At 56.9% G+C, this 24,076-nt stretch carries 25 protein-coding genes and 4 pseudogenes; 17 read left to right on the top strand and 12 right to left on the bottom strand.

What is annotated here, in order from left to right; all coding sequences use genetic code 11:
- The first annotated feature begins 43 nt into the window (after positions 1–43).
- Positions 44–1,057, top strand: coding sequence for a formate dehydrogenase subunit gamma (locus tag QOU61_RS23085; RefSeq protein ID WP_289653499.1), 1,014 nt, complete (start codon positions 44–46; stop codon positions 1,055–1,057).
- A gap of 130 nt (positions 1,058–1,187) precedes the next feature.
- Positions 1,188–1,703 carry a hypothetical protein gene (locus tag QOU61_RS23080; RefSeq protein WP_289653498.1) on the top strand — a complete coding sequence of 172 codons (516 nt, stop codon included), beginning with the start codon at positions 1,188–1,190 and terminating at the stop codon, positions 1,701–1,703.
- Between the two features lie 60 nt (positions 1,704–1,763).
- Here QOU61_RS23080 and QOU61_RS23075 read toward each other — a convergent pair.
- From QOU61_RS23075 to QOU61_RS23065, 4 genes and pseudogenes are all read right to left on the bottom strand, one after another.
- Positions 1,764–1,878 (bottom strand): annotated as a pseudogene (locus QOU61_RS23075) (NAD-binding protein); the annotation flags it as partial.
- Positions 1,832–1,954 carry a Rieske (2Fe-2S) protein gene (locus QOU61_RS37235; protein WP_354142544.1) on the bottom strand — a complete coding sequence of 41 codons (123 nt, stop codon included), beginning with the start codon at positions 1,952–1,954 and terminating at the stop codon, positions 1,832–1,834. The pseudogene QOU61_RS23075 and the gene QOU61_RS37235, both read right to left, overlap by 47 nt.
- Before the next feature lie 170 nt (positions 1,955–2,124).
- Entirely contained in the window at positions 2,125–2,694 is a 570-nt protein-coding gene (locus tag QOU61_RS23070; RefSeq protein WP_289653496.1) for a hypothetical protein, read from the bottom strand.
- A gap of 67 nt (positions 2,695–2,761) precedes the next feature.
- On the bottom strand, positions 2,762–3,172 hold the full coding sequence (locus QOU61_RS23065; protein ID WP_289653495.1) for a c-type cytochrome: 411 nt from the start codon (positions 3,170–3,172) through the stop codon (positions 2,762–2,764).
- 224 nt (positions 3,173–3,396) lie between these two features.
- Between QOU61_RS23065 and QOU61_RS23060 the strand changes: the two genes are divergently transcribed.
- A complete protein-coding gene (locus tag QOU61_RS23060; RefSeq protein ID WP_289653494.1) occupies positions 3,397–4,245 on the top strand; it encodes a LysR family transcriptional regulator in 849 nt (282 codons plus the stop codon).
- Between the two features lie 203 nt (positions 4,246–4,448).
- Here QOU61_RS23060 and QOU61_RS23055 read toward each other — a convergent pair whose 3' ends face one another.
- Positions 4,449–5,237 (bottom strand): hypothetical protein, encoded by a 789-nt coding sequence (locus QOU61_RS23055; protein WP_289653493.1) that lies wholly within the window; start codon positions 5,235–5,237, stop codon positions 4,449–4,451.
- 680 nt (positions 5,238–5,917) lie between these two features.
- Entirely contained in the window at positions 5,918–6,352 is a 435-nt protein-coding gene (locus tag QOU61_RS23050) for a GreA/GreB family elongation factor (protein WP_289653491.1), read from the bottom strand.
- 670 nt (positions 6,353–7,022) lie between these two features.
- Between QOU61_RS23050 and folE the strand changes: the two genes are divergently transcribed.
- The gene (gene folE, locus QOU61_RS23045; RefSeq protein WP_289653490.1) at positions 7,023–7,586 is read left to right on the top strand and encodes a GTP cyclohydrolase I; all 564 of its coding nucleotides are present in this window, start codon (positions 7,023–7,025) and stop codon (positions 7,584–7,586) included.
- 54 nt (positions 7,587–7,640) lie between these two features.
- Complete coding sequence (gene rnk / locus QOU61_RS23040) at positions 7,641–8,048, top strand: nucleoside diphosphate kinase regulator (RefSeq protein ID WP_289653489.1); 408 nt, start codon at positions 7,641–7,643, stop codon at positions 8,046–8,048.
- Between the two features lie 270 nt (positions 8,049–8,318).
- On the opposite strand, the gene QOU61_RS23035 is transcribed toward rnk, so the two are convergent.
- The 5 genes from QOU61_RS23035 to QOU61_RS23015 form a co-directional block, all read right to left on the bottom strand.
- Complete coding sequence (locus tag QOU61_RS23035; RefSeq protein ID WP_289653488.1) at positions 8,319–8,729, bottom strand: DUF488 domain-containing protein; 411 nt, start codon at positions 8,727–8,729, stop codon at positions 8,319–8,321.
- Between the two features lie 27 nt (positions 8,730–8,756).
- Complete coding sequence (locus QOU61_RS23030) at positions 8,757–9,236, bottom strand: hypothetical protein (RefSeq protein ID WP_289653487.1); 480 nt, start codon at positions 9,234–9,236, stop codon at positions 8,757–8,759.
- 1 nt (position 9,237) lies between these two features.
- Positions 9,238–9,744 (bottom strand): PAS domain-containing protein, encoded by a 507-nt coding sequence (locus tag QOU61_RS23025; protein WP_289653486.1) that lies wholly within the window; start codon positions 9,742–9,744, stop codon positions 9,238–9,240.
- A gap of 80 nt (positions 9,745–9,824) precedes the next feature.
- Entirely contained in the window at positions 9,825–10,007 is a 183-nt protein-coding gene (locus tag QOU61_RS23020) for a hypothetical protein (RefSeq protein WP_289653485.1), read from the bottom strand.
- 160 nt (positions 10,008–10,167) lie between these two features.
- The gene (locus tag QOU61_RS23015; RefSeq protein ID WP_289653484.1) at positions 10,168–10,686 is read right to left on the bottom strand and encodes a DUF6306 domain-containing protein; all 519 of its coding nucleotides are present in this window, start codon (positions 10,684–10,686) and stop codon (positions 10,168–10,170) included.
- 880 nt (positions 10,687–11,566) lie between these two features.
- On the opposite strand from QOU61_RS23015, the gene QOU61_RS23010 reads away from it, so the two are divergent.
- The 9 genes and pseudogenes from QOU61_RS23010 to QOU61_RS22965 all read left to right on the top strand — a co-directional run bounded on the left by QOU61_RS23010 (position 11,567) and on the right by QOU61_RS22965 (position 19,329).
- The gene (locus tag QOU61_RS23010; RefSeq protein ID WP_289653483.1) at positions 11,567–12,049 is read left to right on the top strand and encodes a universal stress protein; all 483 of its coding nucleotides are present in this window, start codon (positions 11,567–11,569) and stop codon (positions 12,047–12,049) included.
- Positions 12,050–12,127: 78 nt separating this feature from the next.
- Positions 12,128–12,259: pseudogene (locus QOU61_RS37385) on the top strand (amino acid ABC transporter substrate-binding protein); the annotation flags it as partial.
- Between the two features lie 667 nt (positions 12,260–12,926).
- A complete protein-coding gene (gene ctaD / locus QOU61_RS23000) occupies positions 12,927–14,537 on the top strand; it encodes a cytochrome c oxidase subunit I (RefSeq protein ID WP_289653481.1) in 1,611 nt (536 codons plus the stop codon).
- Between the two features lie 168 nt (positions 14,538–14,705).
- Positions 14,706–14,783, top strand: a pseudogene (locus QOU61_RS22995) (nucleoside diphosphate kinase regulator); the annotation flags it as partial.
- 472 nt (positions 14,784–15,255) lie between these two features.
- Positions 15,256–16,086 (top strand): universal stress protein, encoded by an 831-nt coding sequence (locus QOU61_RS22990; protein WP_289653480.1) that lies wholly within the window; start codon positions 15,256–15,258, stop codon positions 16,084–16,086.
- 314 nt (positions 16,087–16,400) lie between these two features.
- Entirely contained in the window at positions 16,401–17,093 is a 693-nt protein-coding gene (locus QOU61_RS22980; protein ID WP_289653479.1) for an ABC transporter permease, read from the top strand.
- A 2-nt stretch (positions 17,094–17,095) separates the two neighbouring features.
- Positions 17,096–17,818 (top strand): energy-coupling factor ABC transporter ATP-binding protein, encoded by a 723-nt coding sequence (locus tag QOU61_RS22975; protein WP_502876972.1) that lies wholly within the window; start codon positions 17,096–17,098, stop codon positions 17,816–17,818.
- A 21-nt stretch (positions 17,819–17,839) separates the two neighbouring features.
- Complete coding sequence (locus QOU61_RS22970) at positions 17,840–18,667, top strand: ABC transporter substrate-binding protein (protein ID WP_502876808.1); 828 nt, start codon at positions 17,840–17,842, stop codon at positions 18,665–18,667.
- Positions 18,668–18,801: 134 nt separating this feature from the next.
- On the top strand, positions 18,802–19,329 hold the full coding sequence (locus tag QOU61_RS22965) for a hypothetical protein (protein ID WP_289653477.1): 528 nt from the start codon (positions 18,802–18,804) through the stop codon (positions 19,327–19,329).
- 70 nt (positions 19,330–19,399) lie between these two features.
- Here QOU61_RS22965 and QOU61_RS22960 read toward each other — a convergent pair whose 3' ends face one another.
- A complete protein-coding gene (locus tag QOU61_RS22960) occupies positions 19,400–20,416 on the bottom strand; it encodes an integrase core domain-containing protein (RefSeq protein WP_289653476.1) in 1,017 nt (338 codons plus the stop codon).
- A gap of 223 nt (positions 20,417–20,639) precedes the next feature.
- Between QOU61_RS22960 and QOU61_RS22955 the strand changes: the two genes are divergently transcribed.
- The 3 genes and pseudogenes from QOU61_RS22955 to hemA all read left to right on the top strand — a co-directional run.
- Positions 20,640–21,014, top strand: coding sequence for a response regulator transcription factor (locus QOU61_RS22955; protein WP_289653475.1), 375 nt, complete (start codon positions 20,640–20,642; stop codon positions 21,012–21,014).
- 804 nt (positions 21,015–21,818) lie between these two features.
- Positions 21,819–22,457: an enoyl-CoA hydratase-related protein gene (locus tag QOU61_RS22950; RefSeq protein ID WP_289653474.1), complete on the top strand. Its 639-nt coding sequence runs from the start codon at positions 21,819–21,821 to the stop codon at positions 22,455–22,457.
- A gap of 390 nt (positions 22,458–22,847) precedes the next feature.
- Positions 22,848–24,032: pseudogene (gene hemA / locus QOU61_RS22945) on the top strand (5-aminolevulinate synthase); the annotation flags it as partial.
- Positions 24,033–24,076 lie beyond the last annotated feature (44 nt).

The following is a 24,076-nucleotide window of genomic DNA, read 5'->3' as shown; positions in this document are numbered from 1 at the left end:
GCTCGCCTACGTTCCAAGCGAGCCCATCACAGGAGGATGTGACATGATGAGTGTAGCCATCAAGTTCCGCGTCATCGCCGGAGCGCTGGCATTCCTCCTGATGGTGTTTGGAGGGCAGCCTACGAGTGCCCAGCAGCCGACCTCCGTCAACCCTCAGGCGAGCGCTGTCAAGGAAGGTCAACTCTTCCAGGAACTGAATCGGATATCAGGTCGCTGCACGGTGCCCGATCAGAAGGCCTGCACGATCGAGCAGCCCGCCGGCCGTGATTGGCGACATTTCCACGAGGTGACGCTCCGTTGGATCGGTGGCCTTGTCATCATCGGTATTCTGGCCGTACTGATCGTCTTCTATCTCTGGCGCGGCATGGTGAAAATCGAGAGTGGACGGTCAGGGCGCACCCTCGTGCGGTTCAACGGCTTCGAGCGGTTCGTGCATTGGATGACGGCAACCTGTTTCATCATTCTCGCCCTGTCGGGGCTCAACGTAACCTTCGGCAAGCCTCTACTGTTGCCCCTCATCGGCCCCGAATCATTTACGGCGTGGTCGCAATGGGCGAAATACGGCCACAACTATCTGAGTTTCCCGTTCACGATCGGTGTGTTCTTGATTTTTCTGATGTGGATCGCGGGAAACATCCCGAATCGGGTCGATGTGGAATGGTTGAAGCGCGGCGGCGGCATTGTCGGTCATGATCACCCGCCGGCCTACCGGTTCAACGCCGGGCAGAAGATGATTTACTGGATCGTCGTTCTCGGCGGCACTGCTGTAGCGGCCAGTGGCTATGTGCTGATGTTCCCCTTCTATGGCACGGACATCGCCAGCATGCAGGTCGCTCAGATCGCGCATGCTATTGTCGCCATGCTGTTCGTCGCCGCCATGATCGGGCACATCTACATTGGTACCGTAGGCATGGAAGGTGCGTTGGAAGCCATGGGGACCGGCACCGTTGATCTCAATTGGGCCAAGGAACACCATAATCTATGGCTCGAGGAGGAAAAGGCGCGGACCGGGCCGAACGAGACGCAGCGACAGCCGGTCTCCACTCCTGCGGAATGATTGAACATTCGAGAAATTCCGCTGAGCCGACTTGTGGGAAGTATGTGCAGAATAGAGTTACTAGACTAGCCGGCTAATGCTTGTCGAGTTCGGCGTTGGCCCAATCTAACCGGAGATAGGAGTGACGCCCATGAGCACTAGAAGCACAATTATTTCTGTATCTCTGGTGCTCGGCATTGGGATCGCATCCGCTGGCTCGGCTATTGCGCAGGGAACGATGGGCGGCACCGGTCAGGGTATGATGGGCCCCGGCATGATGCAAGGCGACACCAATCAAGGCATGATAGGTCGGGGCACGACGCAGGGCGGCGGGGCCATGATATGCCCAATGATGAGCGGTATGATGCAAGGTGGCCAAAGCATGATGGCCTCTGGAATTATGGGTCCCAATATGATGCGTGGCAGCACCGGAGGCATGAGTGCGCTGTTCGGATCGCACGTAGTACCGGCGATGACTTTATCCGTAGATGACGTGCGCGGCTATTTCACCGCGCAACTTGATCGTCTCGGCAACAAGCGGCTAAAAATTGGAAACATCAATGCGGTTGGCGGCACCATCGCCGCCGAGGTTGTCACCGTTGACGACTCGCTTGTCCAACACATGAAAATTGATCGCAGCACTGGGAATATCGATTACGAAAATTAATTGTGGACCTCAGACGCCCGCCAAAGAATCCCATCCAGGATGGCAAGCTGAATCTCAGTGATCCAAAGGTCGCTCATCCGGCGCCACCATGAACCTCGATGCCGCGGCTACGCAGGGCAGCCGCAACTTCAAGCCCGATAAAACTTGCACCAAGAATGATTGCCCTGCGCGCCGTTCAGTCCCGCAACAAGCGGAGCGTGACGATGAGTGCAGCGAGCTCCGACCGCGACAAATTCGCTACCAATCCGCACTAACAACACCGCTCGTCACTGACACGGCCAAGCAGCTTGGCTCCGTCAGCAAGTGTGTCTTGCGCAAGGCCGAGCGTAAGATCAAAACTACGGGGATCGGGACGACGCGGCATCTCTCTCTTCAGACAGCGCGAGGACGCGTTGGCGGGCTACGCTTTCGTCACCTCCAACTAAATCCGCACAGCCTCCCACGGCAACGCGTGCACGTGAACATCCCGTGAAGAATGTCTCTTCAAGACGTCTACTGCTCGATCCTCGGCCTTGGTGTCCCTGGTTCGCACCCATAGCAGCAGGCCTCCATGGTCGACTTGCGTCTGCAGATACCGCGCGTGGTTATCGCCCAGCCACTTAGCCAGGAGCGCGCCGACGACGCCCCCGGCCCCACCGGCTAATGTTGCCGCGACGAGGGCGGCGACGATTGCTCCGCCCGAAATAAGGACCGTGCCTGCCGCAGCGGTTGCTCCTGCATACACAAGGCCGCTCACTATGCCCCCTTGAGCGTCCCCAATGGCCTCTGGCGAGACATATGCTGTTCGCAGAACAACGGGATCGTCTTCGACAACGCGCACACTCGCAAAGCCGCTGCCGAACCTTTCTTTCACCGCCTCTTCGCTGGCGAGTAAACTCAGTTCCGCCCGGTGGAAGCCGGAACTCAGGAGTTCGTCGATTGCTGCCTGAAGATCGTTCTCGCTCGCAAAGACGCCGACGGCTTCACGAACGGTGTCTGGCTGATCGTCCATGGCAAGGTCTTTCGTTAATGTTTCGCAGGGGGAATGGCGCATCCGTCTATGCTCGTCCCGGTATCAATCATCGGCCATTCTGTTGGCCATCTGCAGCGAATTGCCGCAGGTAAGCGATCACGTCTGATATTTCCTGACCTTTCTTCAGGCCAGAGAAGATCATCTTTGTGCCAGGTACGACTTTAGTTGGCGCGCGGAGATAAGCGGATAACGTCCGCTCGTCCCACACCAAACCTGAGTTCTTGTTCGCTGATGAGTAACTATAGTTTGGATACTGACCGGCCGGCCGGCCAACGACGCCGTTAAGCACCGGTGCAATTCCATTTTGAGCATTGGGGCCGATCTGGTGACAGGCCATGCATTTCTTAAAGACGATTGCACCGGCGTCAGGGCTCCCCGCAGGGATGTCGACATCCTGTCCGCGAGCCGGGTCGACGGCGATAACCATTAGCGCAACTAGCAGGGAGATTTGGTTCAATTTCTTCTTCCTGGGCAGAGCTCTCGGCTAACCGTTTGCTGCGTTTGCTGCTGTATCGGTGACGAAGGGCAAAAGTTTTTACTACCAGCAGGCTTGTCACCCTGAGCGTGACCCTTAGCGCCAGGTTCTCTTTCTCGTTTGGTGAACGCCACCGTCACATCGAACAACAGAGCAGACAAACGAATTTCATTGACATTTGTCCTCATTGATTATGCTATGAAAACATGGACATCGAGCTCGCTAGAACTTTCATAGAGATCGTCTCCACGGGGAGCTTCATCAAAGCCGCCGACCGTTTGCATGTCGCACAAACGACGGTAAGCGCACGCGTGCGCCTCCTTGAGCAGCAGCTCGGACGACCGCTTTTCGTTCGCAATAAGGCCGGCGCGAGTCTCACTCCGGCGGGTGAGCAATTCCTTCGTTACGCTCCGACATTCGTACAACTGTGGCAGCGCGCAAAACAGCAGGTCGCCGTGCCTGAAGGGCACCGCGCAGTTTTGACGGTTGGAAGTGAGGTCAGCTTGTGGCAGCCGCTTCTGCTCGACTGGGTCAGGATGATGCGGCGCTCGCATCCGGACATAGCGCTTCGCGTTCATGTCGACGTTCCTCAAGATCTAATCACGCACGTAGCAGCCGGACTCGTTGATATCGCGATCATGTACGCGCCTCAGCATCGACCTGGTTTGCAGATAGATTTGCTGATCGAGGAAGAGCTCGTACTGGTAACAACCGACCTCAAGACGTATCACGAAAATGATCCCAGATACGTTCACGTCGAATGGGGACCGGATTTCTCCCTTCATCATGCGGTAAGTTTTCCGGACACAACCCCGAGCTTGGTGGCCAATCTTGGTCCGCTGGCGCTCAATTATGTTCTGTCGGAGGGTGGTTCGGGTTACTTCCGAATGCATGCGGTTGAGTCTCATCTGGCATCCGGAAAACTCCATCTAGTCCCGGACGCGCCCCACTTCTCTTTTCCGGTCTATGCCACGTATTCAACGAATGTCGATGCTGCTGCATTGGGTACGGCGCTCTCCGTGTTGCGGGCGGTCGCGAAGGTGGAGGCAGAATAACCGACGGCTCGGCTTGATACCTATCCTTCACAGCTCGTCGAGCCCGATAGCATCATCTGTGCGAGCGCTACCGCAGTCGAGAAGCACATCGTCATCGCGATTCCACGACGCAACCCTCTTTTGCATCATTTTTTCAACTCCGATCAAGCTGCCTTGGACGGCTCTGTCGAAGACGGATGAGCCGCTGGATGCGGCTGGAAACGTCAGGAGAATTTTTTAGCGAATTGTTTGGCCAGGGCGTCCGCCGTCGCGTCTGCTATTTGATAGACATGCTTCTTCATTTCTTCCCAAGTCTGGGCCTCGGCGTCGTAATTGCGATCCCTCAATTGCTGGATTTGCTGGATGTGATGGCCGCCATGCGCCAGAAGAAGGCCTTGCACTGCATCTTTCGGCAAATAGGGATTCGCTTGACTCAAGAAGGTCGCGATCTCTTCGGCGTTTGACGTAAGGGACTGAGTTGCCTTTGCCTGGGCAGAAACATCACCGGCTACAGCCGCTACCAGATAGGCTTTCACCGCGCCATAATGGCCAGCGAGAAGCTTGAAAAACTTATCCCTTGCTGGTGCACCATAAAAGGGTTCAATTGAGGCGGCGATAGCTTGCGCGTTTGCAACTGCTTGCTTTTCCGCGGCCTTGATCGCCGAATCGTTTTTGTCGATCGCTGCGACCGAAACGTTCCGCACCCAGAAAATGTGACCAAGCCAAAGATCTCGAAGAGCCACTGCGGTTTGAAACGTCTTCTGATCACGGGCAGCATTCTTCTGTGTGTCAGATTCCGAAGCGGCGGTCTTGCTGTGATGGTGCCTGTCGCGCGCGAGAGCGCTTTGCGAAATCGAAACAATCGCCGCGGTGGCGATCGCGAGCGTAAGGAAGCTTCGACGATTGGCGACGTTCTTTGAAGTTGAGGTTTGTGACATCACGTCCTCCCATATCGGCGCCGATTTCGTGATCACGTCTGTGACGAGCGCCGCAACGCCGTTTTGGTATTTCATCAACGGCAACACCTCGCAAACGAATTTAATTGTCGCTTGAGTACAGGATTTATGTTTGCAAAATGCGTTACTCAACAGGGTCGCGAAATCGTCTTGCGCGAGATGGATCGTGCGAGTTGCGGGTCAGGCGACGACGTGGCCTTTGTTGCCTTTGTGATGCCGCTCGATGCATTGGCGAGACCTGGCTTGCGTCCCAGGACCGTGACGGTCGGACGACAAGCACACGCGGCCCAGCGCGACGATGGCTGAGATCGCGAGTGCGATTCAAACTCATCGATGGAAGCAAGACAGGTGTTCGCGCCAGAAGCAAAAGCCGGTAGACGGGAGCGTGACGGCCAATAAAAGGATCGCCGAGACCATATGCGGCCATTCGGCGCACATAGCTGATGCAACGCCGCGCCTGTTCGTCTGTCGGGTAGACATGGTGCCTCCTACCGCTCTCGTTGCCGACAATTCCAGATCGAGAGAGAACTTTAAGAGGGAGATAGACTCGGCTTTCGGGCCACACAAACGAATTCAATTATCGCTTTGCTACAACTGTCTTGTTCTGGGAAAGAAGACGATCGGGATAGGACAACGTGCTGTCAGTACAGCCCCTGGAGTGAGGGATGCTAGCGCGAGGCGATTGGTCGCCATAATATGGAATGCTGTCTCGCCCGCCGCGATGAGATAGTCAGAAATTATTCTTCGATGGCACCGCCACCAGGCGGCCTCGCGCGCACTTCAAGAACCGCGAGGCTTCGCTCTCTACCTTGCTCCTTCCAACGGATCGACTGCCCCGGTCCAAGGCCGATCAGCGCACTTCCGACGGGACTCAAGACTGAAATACGGTGTTTGCACCGAGTCTCTTCCGGTAAAACGAGTTGAGCTCGTCGAATGCGCGCATCCGCGTGATCGACGAATTTCACGTAACAACCGACTCGGACCGACGAGTGCGGAGCGACATCATCTGACATGATATCCGCGCGTTCGATCTCCTCACGAAGAAAGCAAGCAGCGGCCACATCCGTTGTCTTCAACGGGTCGCCAAGCAGAGCAAACAATGCTTCACGGTCCATCGCCGTCAGGACGATGGACGGCCGCTGCTCGAAATGACTTCGCTCAATGTTTCTCATGGCCACGTCTTTCTGAAGGCATCTTACACCCGGTGCACGAAGCGGCGGTGCGCGAACAGAGGCGGATCGACCCGCCGCGGCATCTTACAGGGCAGTATCTAGCGCTGGGCTAAGATCGCGTCACAGCGGATACTTTCGAAGGTGTGATATCTAGATACTGCGGTGACCTGGGAGTCATACCCATCAACTGATGCGTTGGGCAACCGAATTTCGTTGCCTGTTTACTGCAATATCAATGCTTCCAAGATCGATCTTGGACATATCAATGTGAGCCGTCGCCTCGTACTGAGTCGAGGTCATGATTACCAAGGCGCAACGGCGGGCGTCGAGCGAATCTAGCGCCGGGAAGGAGCTTCATGTTTGTTGTCCGGAACAGTCGACGCCATAGTGTTGGCTGCCATCGACCTGACTGTTCGAACTTGACGGACTCCGCATGTCGAGCAATGGAGGTCGCCGGCAAGCACCGCTGACCGCTGCTCCACCAAGCATGAATTCTGCTTTGCAGCGCCAAGTATTTTCGTTTGTCTGGGCGGTGCGCCAAGTTACGTTGTTGGAGATTAAGTTCTGAAATCCGGCTCTTGCTCGACACCTTTCTGCTCACGGGTCATCCAAATGGACGTCAACAAGTGCGCCAAACGCTGCATGGACTTCGGCCTAGAAGGGTGTACCGATGAATCCAAACGTGCATTTGCTGGGTCGGCGAGGGTCGCAAACAGAAACCCAAAGGCCGAGCCTAGCGGAAGTCGAAGCGGCGGTACGAACCATCATCCGATGGACCGGAGAAGATCCCGATCGAGATGGCCTGATCGAAACGCCGGCTCGTGTGACACGTTCGGTCGCGGAGTTTTTCTCGGGATACGACCAAGACCCGGCCGAGATTCTGGAAAAGACCTTCGAGGAAATCGAAGGGTATGACGAAATGATCGTACTGCGGGAGATTCGCTTCGAAAGCCATTGCGAGCACCACATGGCGCCGATCATCGACCGGGCCTGGGTCGCCTACATCCCAAATGGCCGTGTGGTCGGCATTTCCAAGCTCGCCGCCGTTCTTGGATTGAGCGTCGGGCATCGCATGAAGTTCTTCAGTATCGATGGTGGAGTTCACTCCGTTACAGTTGAGGATGTCGTGGCGTCGGCGGGTGCGCCCTTGCGCTTTCCGCTCAAAGCGCGCCGTAAGGCCACTCGGTCTTCCGCCGTGTCTCCCGGGCTCGATGACGGCCCCCAGGCAGCCTAGAAGCGCGTAAGGTGGAAAGCGAGCTCGGTCGCTCGATAACGTTAGGAGTAAGAAATGCATCGCGAAAGGATAGCTGAAATGAGACCGCCAATTGCAATTGACGCGAACCACTTCGCCAGGCTATCTGCGCTATCGTCGCTGACGAGCGGGCCGATGATGGACGTATGCGAGTATCTTCGTGAGGAGCTCGATCGTGCGCACGTCCTTCCCGCGGAGAAGTTGCGTCCGGACATTGTCAATCTTGGTAGCCAGGTCGAGTTTCGGGACGAACAGACCGGAAAGAGTCAGGAGATCATTCTGGTTTATCCCTTTGATGCCGACATCACGCTCCGGCGCGTGTCCGTGTTGACGCCTGTCGGCGCTGCGCTTCTTGGCCTTTCGGTCAATCAGACTATATCGTTCCACACCAGAACCGGCGAAAGGCGCGAATTAACGGTGCTCAAAGTCGGTCGCGCCGTCTAGGCAATCATTGGAGGGAAAAGGGGCGCGGTGCACGTGGGTTGTCATCGCGCCCACGCTTCTGCCCGACTCGGAAGAATGACGACCACGGTTAGCGTTGCGATCCTGACCAGCATCGTTCAATCCAGTCGATTGATTCGGTCCACGGGCCGATCTGTTTGTACGGTATTAGGAATGCGGCAGTTGACCGCCTCCGAAGCCTAGTACGAGTGCGGTCGACGACCTGGGCATGGGGGCCCGATTGTGGCCTGCAAAACCGCGATTTTGGCACGGTCAGAGTGAAGACGAGCGAGGACGGGACGACCTTCGTGGAATGCTCCGACCAAGGAGGATCTCTCTCAATACGACGGCGTCGTTGTGAGCCTCATCATGTGCAGCAAAAACTAGGGTAATGCGTCCTTTCTGGGCGAGGGTGCGCAGTTCGTCGAGCCGATCTTGACACCGATGTATCTCTTCCGAGTAGCGGCGTCGAAATTCGTGCCAACGAGCAGGATCATGCCCGAACCATCTCCGCAGCGCTGTGCTAGGAGCGATGTCCTTGGCCCAGAAATCGATCGCAGCATCTGCTTTTCTGACGCCTCGGGGCCACAGACGGTCGATCAGTATTCGGGTGCCATCACCCGAGCCAGCGGAATCGTATGCCCGTTTCAGCTTGATGTTCCCGGCAGAAATTCTCTTGCTCATCGATATTCCTCCTGGATCTCCGATGCCCTAATCTGTTCCAATCCCGCGGGACGATCGTGTCACCGCATTTTCCTGTACATTCGTGCTGACGATATGGGTCGACACGTCGGAGTCCTTGGCTTTTCGCATGCTGTTTCCCGATATGGCGATTGACATAGATAGCAGCCCAGCGACGACCCAAAATGTCAGCCTGGCGTTGCCGTCGTTCGCCCGGAGCTGGCTGGAGCGGGGACGGCCATGTGAGGGCAGAAGTTCGATCAAACGTGCCGCCAGAATGCTCGCCTCCGACGCGGACCACCGCTCGCTATTGGATTTCCAGATCCTCGAAGCAAGGCTGCTTACCGCCTGATCCCTCGAAAGCTGGGCCAAGCGAGCAGCCTCTTGCCAGGGATCAACGTCGTGACGTGCGAGTACAGACAAGACGCTCAATGTCATCTCATCTGTTTCGCAAACGGAAGCGAATAAAAAAGCATCGTACTGAGACTCTAGACGAGGAAGTTCGGTCATTTCACACTCCCGCTTTCGCTGGGGAAGATGCCGTGTTGACAATCGGTGCGGCGTCGCTGCATCTCGATTTCCTGAGCTGACGCCTCAGTTCGCGGATTTCTTCAAAGCGCTTTGTCGCGTCCCGGAGGATGGCTGCCGTTCCAACCAACTCTCTTCCCTGGTGGTGCAGCAAGACGATCGTGAATTCGACAGAAATGCGCCGTCCGTCCTTGGTCAATGCCGGCGCCGACAAAAGGTCGCCTTGGCCGTAATGGCTTTCGCCGGTTGCCATTACCCGAGCGTATCCCGCCCAATGACGTGCTCTGAGATTTTCCGGAATGATCAAATCGAGGGAGCTTCCGACAGCCTCCTCTGTGGTAAAGCCGAATATCCGGGTCGCCCCAGGATTCCAAAAGGTGATTCGCCCGTCGGCGTCGCTGGCAATGATTGCGTCCGAAGCGGTGCCGAGGATTGCCTCGATAAGAGCGTGCGGTACGCCCGCCGCTGCGTTAGACTTGGAGCCCACCATGGCGTGGTCCTCTGCAAAGCAATAGATAGTCAGGTGATTGCTTGAGGCATCTCGAATTGCGGCTGCTTGCTTAGGCGGTCTCAGCTTTCATCTTTCGGTACAGCAGCGTTTTTTCGTTGCCGGTTCGCAATCCCGCGAGATCTGGTGGAAAAGCGAGTAACCTTAGGCGGATCGCTCGCCGGAAATGTGCCCTCCAGTTCCTCGTCCAGTTGTAGGTCGAGTTCTCTCTTTGCCCGCTGTTCGCAAGTTTCAATTGCGGCCATGTCGACTTCTCCATCAGCTTCATAGATGTGGGGATTGCCGGACGATCGCGTCCGGCGGGGTCATATTCGTCCCAAGGCTCGACTTGACGGCGCCGTCCCGGCAATCTGACGATCCCGCGCAACAACTCGATCTGGGATAGCAACGTCGCATGCAAGTCGTTTAGGTAAGGAAGGTTTCAAGTTGCTCGACTTGCTTACGATGGAGGAGTAGCAGGTACATAAGCTTCGCGTTCAGTTTGGAATCGAAGATATTCAGAACGGCCTGCTCAATCATGTCGGACAACCTGGCCTGATTGAAGCTTGCGAACGTAATCGTGCGCTGGAGGCCGGACTTCGGGTCGGGCATCGTGACGGTCTTCTTTTGACTTTGGCCAAGCGCGTCGCCGCCTCCTCTCGTGGCAATCTCCTTCTTGAGAAGAACGCATATTGCCCCTTGGGCGAGTTCCGACTCAAAAGCCAGGTCTGCAACATGAAGGTCAGCTGCGCGGCCGATTGCAGCAAACGCCCTGGTGCCGATGCGCTCGGTTTCAAGGAGATCCTTGAGAAAATGCAGCATTTCTTCCTTAGACCAATAACCGAAGTAAGCAGGATCGGCCTCGCCCATTCCGCATGGAGAGGATGCGGGCGTCTGGACCGTGTCGTCTGAATCAATTTGGCGTGGTAACCGGGCTTTATGCATGATTTTCGTTTCCCTGCGAACGAGGACCTGCAGCCTTCCTGATACGTCAGGTCGCATATTGCATGTCGGCCGCCGCTCGATTTCTCGCTCTTTGAGCTGCGTTGACAAGCGAGAAATATTGTCGGTTTGCATCAAGGAAGTTGTTACGTCTGAACGGACCGCGGCTTGGAGTCTACGTGAGCTACGGCGGCTCAATTGTTCACTTCGAGGCTGAGCGCATAAACGAGGTTGTCACGCCCTGGGTTGCGCCTAAACCTACACGCTCGTCTCGATCGCCTACGAGGCGTTTTCGAACCTCTTATGGTTGCCTTCGGCATTGCGACCCTAAGCGAGTGAATGCGCGTGCTGACAGTCGATTCGCTGACGCGAAGCCGGTTAGCGGCAGTAAAATCGATATTAAGTGGCGATACTTTTCGTTTGTCAAAATCAATTGCAAGCATACGTTGACCGCAACGCGCCGATGGCACGCCGGCGGCAGGCGGACATGGTGGGAGACCCGAATGAAGAATTCATTGGTTCGAAGGTTTGAACTGGCGAGTTCTCTCCTCAGAACGCTAAGCCAAGTTTTGGACGCTCGTTCGCGTTTGATTAGGTCCGAAATCCGCGGCAGCGATCCGTCATTGCTTCTACGACTCGGGCCTGTCGATGAAAGACGCCTGCGGCCAGTGCTAATACCCGTTGGCAGCCGCCGCCGGCGGACCTGAGGCAGAGCACAGCGACTTCAACGAGTTCTTCGCGTCTGCCGTGGGCCTATGAGTGAATATTCCTTCGGCGGCGGTGAGCCGGTTAACGCCGATACAGAGGCGGCGGCAGGCCTTGGACAGCCGAATGCGTCGATCGCCGGCTCAGTAGCCCAGCGCTGCAGCAAGGGAGATATCATATGTACCACAAGATTCTCTTGGCCTTCGACGGATCGCCTGATGGCCGCGAAGCGCTGGCTCAAGCCGAAAAGTTGGCGTCAGTCTGCGGAGCGACGGTTCATCTTCTTGCGATCATTGACCCGTCCGAAAGCATGCTTATCGTTGAGGCAATGTCTTTCATCCCCGACAATCAACGGTTTGTAATCGAGGCCGTGCTTGAGGAGGGCGTGAAACGCTTACGAGGTGCCGGATGCACAGCAGCCGGCGAACTCAAGTACGGCAAGCCGACGGAACGGATAATTCTATCCGCAAGAGAGATAAACGCGGATTTGATCGTCGTTGGTCATCGAGATCAAGGGACGCTTGCGCGCTGGTTGAATGGGTCGGTGGGCGAGTCAATTCTGCATGAGCCGCCATGCAGCGTGCTCGTTGCTGTAAAGTCCGAGCACCGGGCGAGCAACGTCACGCCGATTCAGCAACTGAAGGCGCGGGGGAAAAGATGAGCTTCACCGTGCCTCTCCGTCTGTCAGCGCTTTTGCTGGTAGCCGCAGCCTTTACGATGCCGTCGGGGTCGGTTTTCTGCAAAAGACATCGTCCTGGGAGCGTCCGTACAGTTGACGGGGCCGGTCGCCAATACCGGCCGATACTATCGCGACGCCTATCAACTTGCGATCGACAAGATCAATGCCGTGGGCGGCGCGCCAATCTCGGGCTTTGAGACGTTAGTTGATCGCGGAAAGGCCGTCGTGAATAGCGTCTGTTCGATCCAACGTCGCGGCTAGCGAGACTTGCAATTTGGTATCAAATCGCAAGGAGGACGGTTGAATTACCAGTGTGCAAAACCGCAAATCGAGTACACGATGACCAAGCAAGACGCGATCAATAGACTTCAATCTCTGCAAAGAAACGACAATTGCTCCAACGTGCATGCGGAGGCGGACAGGGTTCTCTGCGACTTCCTTGATGCAGTCGGCTATGCAGAGATTTCACGTGAGTTCCGCAAGATACACGAAATGTATCCGACGGTGGCTCCCAGATACTCGAAGCCTTCTTGGCGGTTGTAGGAACAGGCTCGCAAGTCGCGTGCCGGCCCAGTCAATTTCTCTGTGGCCTCAATGAGCATTTGAGAGCGTTTTCTCTCGCTTGATCCTTAGCAGAAGCTGATCGCTGGATACTTTTGAGAAGTTGTCAGCCCAACTACTTCCCGCTGCATCGCTGGCGCCAGCGGCCGTCTGCACCAGTGGCAGAAATCTACAATCGGCTTATTCGATCAGAAATCTTGCATCCAGATAACAATTAAATTCGTTTGCCCGTCGCGCTCACCGATGAGACGGATAGTGAATTATGTGCGCGGAAATAAGGTCGAATTCGGAGCTAGTCATGCCGGTTATGTCTAAGGTTGCTGACACGCATGAGGAAGCCCACGCATATCCGAGCGGCTGGCGGCGCTATCTTTATTCGACCAACCACAAAGACATCGGAACGATGTACTTCGTGTTCGCGATCTGTGCGGGGCTGATCGGTGCAATCATTTCAGTCGTGATTCGGATGGAGTTGCAGCAGCCTGGGCTGCAGATTTTCACCAGCTCACATACCTACAACGTGTTCGTGACCGGCCATGGTCTGATCATGATCTTTTTTACGCTCATGCCGGCGATGATGGGTGGATTTGGCAACTGGATGGTGCCGCTGATGATCGGCGCGCCGGACATGGCGTTTCCCCGCATGAACAACATATCGTTCTGGCTGCTGCCGGCGTCGTTTGCGCTGCTCATCATCTCGATGTTCGTCGAAGGCGCGCCCGGCTCGAACGGCGCTGGTACCGGGTGGACGCTCTACGCACCGTTGTCGACTTCGGGCCACCCGGGGCCGTCTGTCGATTTCGTGATCCTGTCAATGCATATCGCGGGTGCGTCGTCGATCCTCGGCTCGATAAATTTCATCACCACCATTTTCAATATGCGGGCCCCAGGCATGACACTGCACAAAATGCCGCTATTCGCCTGGTCTGTTCTCGTGACGGCTTTCCTGTTGTTGCTATCGCTGCCTGTACTCGCGGGCGCTATCACCATGCTTCTCACCGATCGTAATTTTGGATCAACGTTTTTCGCGCCGGAAGGCGGTGGCGATCCGGCATTGTATCAGCACTTGTTCTGGTTCTTCGGTCACCCCGAGGTTTACATCATGGTTCTACCCGGCTTTGGCATCATCAGCCACGTCGTTTCCACATTCAGCCGCAAGCCAATCTTTGGTTATCTCGGAATGGTCTATGCATTGCTTGCGATTGGATTTATCGGATTCCTCGTCTGGGCTCATCATATGTATACCGTCGGGATGTCAAGCAGCGCACAGGCCTATTTTGCGTTCGCCAGTATGGTGATCGCGGTGCCGACCGGCATCAAGATTTTTTCGTGGATAGCCACCATGTGGGGTGGCTCCATAACGTTTAGAACGCCGATGCTGTGGGCGATCGGATTCATCTTCGTGTTTACTGTCGGCGGCGTTACCGGTGTTGTGCTCGCCAATCCGGGCATCGACCGAACGTTGCAGGATACTTACTACGTAGTTGCTCACTTCCATTATGTACTATCGCTTGGCGCCGTGTTCGCCATCTTCGCGGGTTGGTACTATTGGTTCCCGAAAATGACCGGATACATGTACTCGGAGTCTCTCGGCAAGTTGCACTTCTGGCTGACATTTGTCGGGGTCAATCTTGCGTTTTTTCCGATGCATTTCCTCGGATTGTCGGGAATGCCGCGACGAGTTGCTGATTATCCCGATGCATTTGGCGGCTTGAACCAGATTGCCTCGGTTGGATCCTATATCTCGGCGGCTGGTCTCATCGTGTTCTTCGTGGGCATGGTCTATGCCTTCGCCCGGAAGGAGAGGGCTGCCGACAATCCGTGGGGGCCCGGCGCGACCACGCTGGAGTGGACGTTGTCGTCGCCGCCGCCGTTTCATCAATTTGAGGTCCTGCCACGAATTAAATAGATGCGAGGAGGCCCGCCGTGTCTAAACAATCTCTTCCAACGGTCACTATACCGGCGCCCAATCGTCGGCGCTTCCAAAAATTGGCGCGCGTAGCGGCGGAGCACGGCGACACGGATGCACTCGTTTTGATGGCTGCAATCAATCGCGCTAACCCAGATGGCGCTGAAACGCCTCTTGGTTCTCACGCCGGTCGGGGCGGCACTGATCGGCCTTTCGGTCGGTCAGACCATCCAATTTCAGACGTAGGCCCACCATATGCGATCGCTGACTATTCTAGCTGTATCAACCGAACGCGAGGAGAACCGTGAGATGAGCCTTGTTTCCGCTAAGGATGCCACCAGCGGTATCCAATCGTCGATTTGGGTGGCGTAATCTGTCTCGAAAGCACCGTGTGATGATGCCGTGCGCGATGTTTCCTTCAGTGAGGCCGCCATGATTATAATTTGTGTGACCATAGGAATGGTCGGCGGTTTCGGCGGCCCGCTCTACCTCGCGCAGCTTATGTGATGAGTTCAGCGTGAGGTCCGAGTGCAGTTTGCAAGGATTCCGTGGGAGACCGCCCGCCTCGCAGGATTGGTTTGCTTGGGAACGCCTCGCGACTTTTGCCAACAAGGACCGATCCGAGCGAATAACTCTAACTCCTTGCAAGGCGGAGTCTCAGTTCCAGCCGAGGTGATGCAAAAATACGTCGTCCAGTGGAGACAAGTGGAGAGTGATTATGATCAAGGACATTCTGGTGACGCTTCCGACCGGCGAAGCGCCGTCATTCGCCATGGACTACGCAGCAGCAGTCGCCAAGGCCTTCGACGCGCACATCACGGGTGTTGCATTTGCGCAAGACCTTGTCTCCGTTGGAGCGCTGTTTGACGGTGCGGCGGCGGTTGTTCTGGATCATTATCGTCGAGAGGTGGAAGCCGCGGCTGAGGCTGCAAAAGTCCGGTTCGAAAAAGCGTGGCAGCGAGAGGGCCTCTCTGCTGAATCAATGGTTCTCAACGCGGGAGCGGTTAACCTCCCTGAACTCCTTGCGCGCACCGCGCGAAGGTTCGATTTGACAATCCTTCCCCAAGCTGACCCGGAAGGCGACGGCTCCGACGAGGTCATGATCGAGGCCGCCCTGCTCGGATCCGGTCGTCCAATCGTGATCGTTCCCCATTTCCAGCAAGGTGCAGTCAAGTTTGACCAGATTCTCGTTTGCTGGGACGGCAGCCATAACGCCGCGCGCGCAATAGCTGACGCCATGCCATTCCTAACACGCGCCAAGCAGGTTGAAGTGGTAACTGTTGCAACTGGAGGAAAGGCTGATGACGGCATGCCCGGACTATATATAGCGCACCATCTTTCGCGGCACGGTGTAATTGTCGAACCCAGAAATATTGTCGCTCATGGCCAAGACGTGTCACTTAGGATTCGTTCTCATGCGGCACAGCAATCGGCAGATTTGATTGTAATGGGTGGCTATGGTCACTCGCGGCTTCGTGAGTTCGTGCTAGGTGGCGCGACGCGCGACATTCTCGAATCGACGGTGGTTCCAACCCTGATGTCGCATTGAATGGAACACGATCGTGGACAGGAGAAAGAAAGGCCGATTCCAAGCTCCGTGAGCGAGCGCTGCTGGCGCGGTCAGGCCGACCGTTACCCAGGGTCGAGAGCCGCGCGCGGACGGCCCGTTACCTTGGTACAGGGCCCCGCGCGCCGCGCCACAAGTTCATAGAGCTTGCGTTCGGACAAGCGCGGGTACGTCGCGGCTTCGTCGGTGGTCAATAGGTCTGCGATGATAGCACAGATATGCATATAGATGAACTTGTTACGGAATGTGACCATATCCGCGGTCACTGCTCAAGATAAGCAAGGGTGGATAAATATATGCCGGACGATATTTCTGCGGTTCACTTGTTGCTGACCGGTGATCCGGCGCTCCTGGCCATCGTACGGCTGTCGCTCATGGTGACCCTTTCGGCCGTATTACTTGCCGCCCTGATTGGCGTGCCGTTTGGGGCCTTAATGGCGCTGATACGGTTTCCCTGCCGGGAGGGCATCATCGTCGCGCTCAACGCGCTGATGGGCCTGCCACCGGTAGTGGTCGGATTGGTGGTGTTCCTGGCACTCTCGCGATCGGGTCCACTCGGGTCGTGGGGCCTGTTGTTCACGCCGAAGGCGATGGTCATCGCGCAAGCGGTGCTGGTTGCCCCGATCATCGCCGCGCTCACGCGCCAGACCATCGAGGATTTGTGGATCGAATACTGCGATGAAATGTCTGCGATGAATATCGGTCCGGCCGGCCGCGTGATGACACTGATCTGGGACGCACGCTTTAGTCTCGTCACCGCGCTGCTGGCTGGCTTTGGCCGCGCGGCAGCGGAAGTCGGCGCGATCATCATTGTCGGTGGCAATATCGAGGGATTTACCCGCACGATGACGACGTCGATCGCACTGGAGACTTCCAAGGGCGACCTCCCGCTGGCCGTCGGGCTCGGCATGGTGCTGATTGGGATTGTGGTCGCGGTCAACGCACTCGCCTGGACCGCACGTCGTGCGGGCGAACGAATGGCGGCATGACTATGCGCGCGCCAATCACCGATCTGCCGATCAGGTTCGAGAACGTCACGGTCGCAGCCGGGGCGGTGACGATCCTGGATCGTATCGTACTGACGCTAAACCCCGGACCGCCGACGGTTTTGGTCGGCCCAAACGGTTCTGGGAAAAGCACGCTGCTGCGGGCCACGATGGGCTTGGCAGCTCCATCGCAGGGGCACATAAGCTGGGGCGGACGGGAGGATGCCCCTCCGACGCGGCGTGCCATCGTGTTCCAGCGCCCCGTGATGTTCCGGCGCAGTGTAGGTGGCAATGTCGGCTATGCGCTGCGTGCGTCAGGCGTCGCGCGAGCGGAACAGAATCGCCGTATTGGCGATCTTCTCGCGCTGGTCGGCCTCGAACAACTGGTAGATCGTCCCGCTCGCCGGCTCTCAGGTGGCGAGCAGCAGCGACTCGCGCTGGCCCGCGCGCTCGCCCGCGACCCAGAAATACTCTTGCTGGATGAGCCGACCGCGAGTCTCGATCCCGCCGCCACCAAGGCGATCGAGGATATCGTTCGCGCGGTGAGCCAGCGGGGCATCAAGGTGGTGATGGCAACCCACGACCTTGGCGAAGCCCGGCGGCTGGGGGGCGAAATCGTTCTGCTTCACCGAGGCCGTGCGATCGAATCCGGTCTCGCATCGTCGTTCTTCAATACACCGCGAAGCGGCGAAGCAAGGACCTTCCTCGCCGGAGAATTGCTCGTCTGATAAACCCGTAGGAGATATAAGGTGTTCATTCGCCGCTTGCTGATTGTGGTCGCTGCCGGTGTTGTCTTTACCGCCACCGCCGTCGCCCAGGACAAATCGATTCTGGTGGCTTCAACCACTTCGACGCAAGACTCCGGTCTGTTCGGCCACCTCCTGCCGCTGTTTAAGTCGAAGACGGGAATCGATGTGAGGGTCGTCGCGCAAGGCACCGGCCAGGCGATCGATACCGGCCGCCGTGGCGACGCCGACGTCGTGTTCGTACACGCGAGGGCCGCGGAGGAAAAATTCCTGGCGGAGGGATTCGGCGTCAAGCGTTACCCGGTAATGTACAACGACTTCATCCTGGTCGGCCCGCAACGCGATCCTGCCGGCATCAAGGGATCGAAGGATATCGTCGCCGCATTCAAAACACTGAAGCGCAAGGGCGTCCCGTTCATTTCGCGCGGCGACAAATCCGGAACGCATCAGGCTGAACTCAAACTCTGGAGCTTCGCAGGCGTTGACATCGCGAAGGACAAGGGCCCCTGGTACAGGGAGATTGGCCAGGGCATGGGTGCCGCGCTCAATTCCGCGTCGGCTTCGAATGCTTATGTACTCGCCGATCGCGCCACCTGGCTCTCGTTCAAAAACAAGGGTGATCTCGTCATCGCGGTCGAAGGCGACAAGCGGCTATTCAACCAGTACGGCGTCATACTGGTAAATCCGGCGAAGCATCCCAGCGTAAAGAAGGAATTGGGGCAGCAATTCATCGACTGGCTGGTTTCGGCCGAAGGCCAGAAGGCGATCGCCGATTACAAGGTCAACGGCGAGCAACTGTTCTACCCCAATGCCAGGGATCCGAGCGCCTGATGCGTGCGGCTGCCTTGGCAGTGTTGCCGTTCTTGTATCGATGTCGGTGTCTACATCGGCAGAGGATCTGGTTGTCCTTGTCGTAAAATTGAATCCGGTTGGCTGTCCGGTCGCGAGCCAGTCTGGAAGCGGAGGTGCTGGCTCTGCGACAGCAGATCAACGTGCTGCAGCGCCTGAGGCCGAAGCGATCGACGCTCTCGTCGGTGGACAGGCTGGTGCTCGGTTGGATCTGTTTGTGGTTCCCGACCGCTTGCGACGCGCTGGCGATCGTCCGGCCTGAGACCATCGTACGCCGGCATCGAGCGAGTTTTCGAACCTATTGGCGCTGGAAGTCGCGGCGCCGGCCGGGGCGTCCCGCAGTGTCACTTGAGATCCGGCAATTGATCCGCGAGATCAGCATCGCCAATCCGCTCTGGGGAGCGCCTCGTCTCCACGGCGAACTGCTCAAGCTTGGGATCGACATCGGTCAGACCAGCGTCGCCAAGTATATGGCGCGGAGGAGGGGACTTCCGTCACAGGGTTGGAAGACATTCTTGCGGAACCATGCTGACGGGATTGCTGCGATCGACCTGTTCGTGGTGCCGACGGTCTCGTTTCGGCTTCTCGTCCCTTGCTGGCAGGTGACATATATTCCGACAGCTTCACGATTTCATGTCATTTGAACTATCTGCGGCTATCAGGTGGGCGACCTTCGGTTTGGCACGCAGGAAATGGTGTTGTGCCTGTCGGAAATCAAACTCGCACATACAGATGATGAAGTCCGCCAAGAAATGGCGTAGGAAAAATGCGACCAACGGGATGTACGGTTCGCGGCGACGGCGCGTCCTTGTTGAGTGAAAGGTGCGTGCGAGCCGCGTTATAGTAGGTCGTGTAAGATCGCAGCAGATGGCGAAGATGCCGCTCGCCGAACACGACAACGTGGTCAAGACATTCCAGCCGGACCGAACCGATCACCCTTTCACAATACCCGTTCTGCCACGGCGATCGCGCCGCGGTTGGCCGATCCCGAATGCCCATCGCCCGAAGGCGGCGGATGAAGACGTCACCGTAGACGGCGTCGCGGTCACGGACGATGTATCGCGGTTGTACTTTCCAACCATAGGCCTCGGTGAGCTGGCGCGAAATCCATTCAGCCGTTGGGTACGCAGTCACTCCCAGCCATAGGATTTGGCGGCGATCGTATTGTAGTATCAGCAACCCGTAGAGCAGTCGGAATGAGAGTGTCGGAACCACGAATAGGTCCATCGACGCGATGCCGTCGGCGTGATTATGAAGAAACGTCTTCCACCCTTGGGACGGCGGTCGCCTTCCCCTCGCCATATACTTTGCAACGGTGGTTTGCCCAACATCGATGCCGAGCTTGAGAAGCTCGCCATGGATCCGTGGTGCGCCCCATAACGGGTTGGCGAGACTCATCTCGCGAACGAGATGACGGATCTCCAGCGGGGTCGTCGGCCGGCCGCCGCGCCGTCTGGATTTCCAGCGCCAATACGATCGGAAACCGGCACGATGCCAGCGGATCACGGTCTCCGGCCTGACGATCTTCAAAGCGTCCAGCACGCCGGGCGCCAACCGATACAACCCGGCAAATACCAGACGGTCGATGCTGGTGAAGGTTAGTCGCTGCGGCGATTTACGCCGCAGCACGTTGAGTTGATGACGAAGCGTCAAGATCTCTACTTGCAGCGACGCTCGCGATCGGAACAATCCGATCAGCGCCAACCAAATCAGGCTAAAAACATCTCTCATCAACCAAGAGCATCACCCAATTCCACTGCGCTTACTAGCCGGATTTAGTTTCCGACAATGACAGCTGGCCTGCAGGCTTGATGAAAGCCAATCCAAGCGCCATGGCGGCAAAACGCCATACTAGCACCTTGGTGCTATTTCGTGAACTTCCCCTGCTTGGCATGATGGCTCTTGCTTCTTGGAAGCACCGACGCCAGTCGTTTGCCTCCCGAGGATCTAGTGAATGACCAGGGACATTCCGCTGATATCAATTGTGGACGACGACGATACGGTTCGTGCAGCGACAGAAAGTCTCGTGAGGTCACTCGGATTTAAAACGCGCATATTCGCATCCGCCGAGACGTTTCTGAAGTCATCATCACCGCGGGAGACGCGATGTCTGATTCTGGATGTGCAAATGCCGAACATGAGCGGAATCGAACTGCAGGAGCGTTTGTCCGAACTTGGCTTTAAGATACCGATCATTTTCGTAACAGCCTATCCCGACGAGGCCGTCAGACAGCGCGCAATGGAGGCTGGAGCCGTTGCCTTCCTGCCTAAACCCTTCGATGGGAAACGCCTTAGCGACTGCCTTTTCGAAACACTCAGACAAGAATAAGAGATCGGCCCATAGCCACTTAGGAGCGTTCGTGTCGAAACACAAATCTCTGCGGGAAAGATTGAGAGAATACGGTCGTGAGGGGCTTGATGTCTCGCTCCCCTGATATGAGCTAGCGCGGCGAATGCGTTACGTATCTATCGGACATCCCATTTCTGTTCACTGCACCTAAAAGAAAGGGCCGCAAGTCGAGTCTTGCGGCCCAAGTCAACAGGGAGGAATCACCCGATGTGTTGGGCCTCCTCTCTCTCTAAGTCGCGTACGCCGTCCGAGCTTGTGCTGCGTTGCTAGTCCTATCCAGTTCTTGCGCCATTTGTGCTCTGCCAAGCCATTTGTCTAACAGCGCCGTCCAAGGGGGCCGTTACCGCATAGAGCTCACGAGCCCTCGCAAGCTGGTGCCCAGCCACCGTCCGCGAGCGAGAACTGCTCTGGTACAACGCCCGGGCGGCGGTAGGATTATATTTGCGGCTTCGCTAGTAGAATGAAGCTCGCCCCTGCATGGCCGCCCTCAAACTTCAGATTTGGCACTCCAATCCGTTCGTCGCGATCGGAAAGCGTCGCGAATAAGTACAGCTTCTAATCGGCGCGAGGCAACCAGCCTAGCTTGCTGCTGTCTGCAACTGGAGTAAGAGCGCAGGTGGGCGTCGCATTGTCGTCACCGCGGCCTCAGGCAGCTCGTAGTCGAGGACTACAAACCACAAGGCTGAAAAAGTTAGAGCAAGCCAGATCACTTCAATTTTGCACGAGACCGTTAGTCTTCCCAGTAGGCGTTCCATTGCAACTCGAGACAGGATGGACTTTCCCATGTCCCGCTTTGACGCTTATCGCGACAGCTTTCCCAATGCTCGCTTGACCTGTTCGAACACAGGTGTGTTGGAAGTGGCACTTCACACCGACGGCGGCACGTTAGTGTTCAATGGGCATACCCATGAACAGTTCGTCGACCTGTTTCACGCGGTCGCCTCCGATGCCGATAATCGCGTCGTCATTCTGACCGGTAGTGGCGGAGCGTTTATGGAGTCTATCAGTCCTGAGGGCTTCGACTTCTTTAGCCCGCAAGGCTACGACAAGATCTACCGAGAGGGCAAAAAGGTCCTCATGAACATCCTGGACATCGAAGCACCGCTGATCGCTGCGGTGAACGGCCCGGTACGGCTCCACTCGGAATACATCCTGCTCTCCGATATTGTCTTGGCTACCCCTACGGGGGCGCTATTTCATACTGACCCGCCAGGAGCTGGATGCCCGGACGGCGAAGGAATGGGGCGCGGTCAACGAAATCGTGCCTGCCGACAAGCTGCTTGTCCGCGCCCGCGAGATCGCAGAAGGGCTCGCGAAACTGCCGCCGCTCACGACGAGGTACACGCGCATAGCGCTGACCCAGAAACTGCGACGCATCATCGACGAGGGCATCGGATACGGGCTCGCCCTGGAGGGCATTAGCGCTGCCGATGTGGCGAGGGCCAAATGAGCAGGACGCCGGAACCCGCGGCCGGCGATGCTGGGACCGGGTACGATTCGATTTTTCGCTGAAAAGCGCCGGGTGGGAACTCAAGCATCAAGCGTACTCGGAAATGAATCTTGAGGTCCGACGGCCTGGCTCGGACGACCGCACATGAGCTCTGGCGGATCGAGGCATCATGCCGGTTTGAGTTTTTGGTCCCGCAAACATTGCGCAATGTTCGCGAAGTCCGAGCAATGCCGCAACAGACGGCATACTCTAGCCAGATTATCCTGCCGGTCACCTGCTTGGCTTCTTCCGTGAGCGCGCCGAACAGCGCCGGCGAATGACAGCGAAGTAGACCAGCATCGATCCCAGCTCCAGGTGGGTCCATGAATTATGACGCGTATTTCTGCGAGCGGCTCGACGAACTGCGTAAGGAGGGTCGCTACAGGGTGTTCGTCGATCTGGAACGCAAGGCAGGCAGGTTTCCTCGCGCAGCGTTCCATTCCGCCCGCGGGACAAAAGAGGTGACGGTTTGGTGCTCTAATGACTATCTTGGAATGGGGCAGCATCCAGCCGTGCTAGCAGCTATGCACGAGGCACTCGACGGCTGCGGGGCGGGCGCCGGCGGTACACGCAACATCTCGGGCACCAATCACTACCATGTCCTCCTCGAACGCGATCTAGCCGATCTTCACCAGAAAGAGGCCGCGCTTCTATTTACTTCAGGCTATGTTTCAAACTGGGCTGCGCTTGGCACGCTAGCGTCGTGCATTCCGGGTTGCGTGGTGCTGTCCGACCAACTGAATCATGCTTCGATGATCGAAGGCATTCGCGGTAGCCGTGCTCCGGTTAGGATCTTCGCACATAATGATCCCACCGATCTTGCGCGTAAACTTGCAGAGGTCGACGCCGATGCACCCAAGCTGGTGGCTTTTGAATCGGTCTATTCAATGGATGGAGATATCGCACCGATCGCGGAACTTTGTGACGTTGCCGAAGCACATGGTGCCATGACCTATTTGGACGAGGTGCATGCTGTAGGCCTTTATGGATCACATGGGGCTGGTATAGCTGCGCAACAGGGGCTGACGAATCGACTGACGGTGATTGAAGGCACGCTGGCTAAGGGCTTTGGCGTCATCGGCGGCTATATCGCAGGCTCTGAAGCGCTGTGCGACTTTGTGCGTAGCTACTCGTCGGGCTTTATCTTTACGACGGCTCTGCCGCCACACATCGCGGCGGGCGCGCTTGCGAGCGTCCGCTACCTTAAGTCAAGTTCGACGGAGCGGCAGGCCATGCACAGATGCGTCGCACGGCTCAGGAGCCGACTCGATGATGTTGGCGTACCGCATCTGCGAAATCCTAGTCACATTGTTCCGGTAATGGTGGGAAACGCGGACCTCTGCAGGCAAATTAGCGATATCCTTTTGAACGAATACGACATCTACATTCAACCGATAAACTACCCAACGGTCCCGCGCGGTAAAGAGCGACTCCGTATCACCGCGTCGCCCTTTCACTCCGAGGCGGATATCGAACACCTGACCACTGCGCTCGCCGAAATTTGGTCGAGCCCGTTGGGTAAGTATCTCTCTTCTCGTGACGTTACCGGCAC

Source organism: Bradyrhizobium sp. NP1 (genome assembly GCF_030378205.1).
Classification (GTDB): domain Bacteria; phylum Pseudomonadota; class Alphaproteobacteria; order Rhizobiales; family Xanthobacteraceae; genus Bradyrhizobium.
Note: the sequence above shows the minus strand (reverse complement) of the source record. Positions and strands in the feature narration are given on the sequence as shown.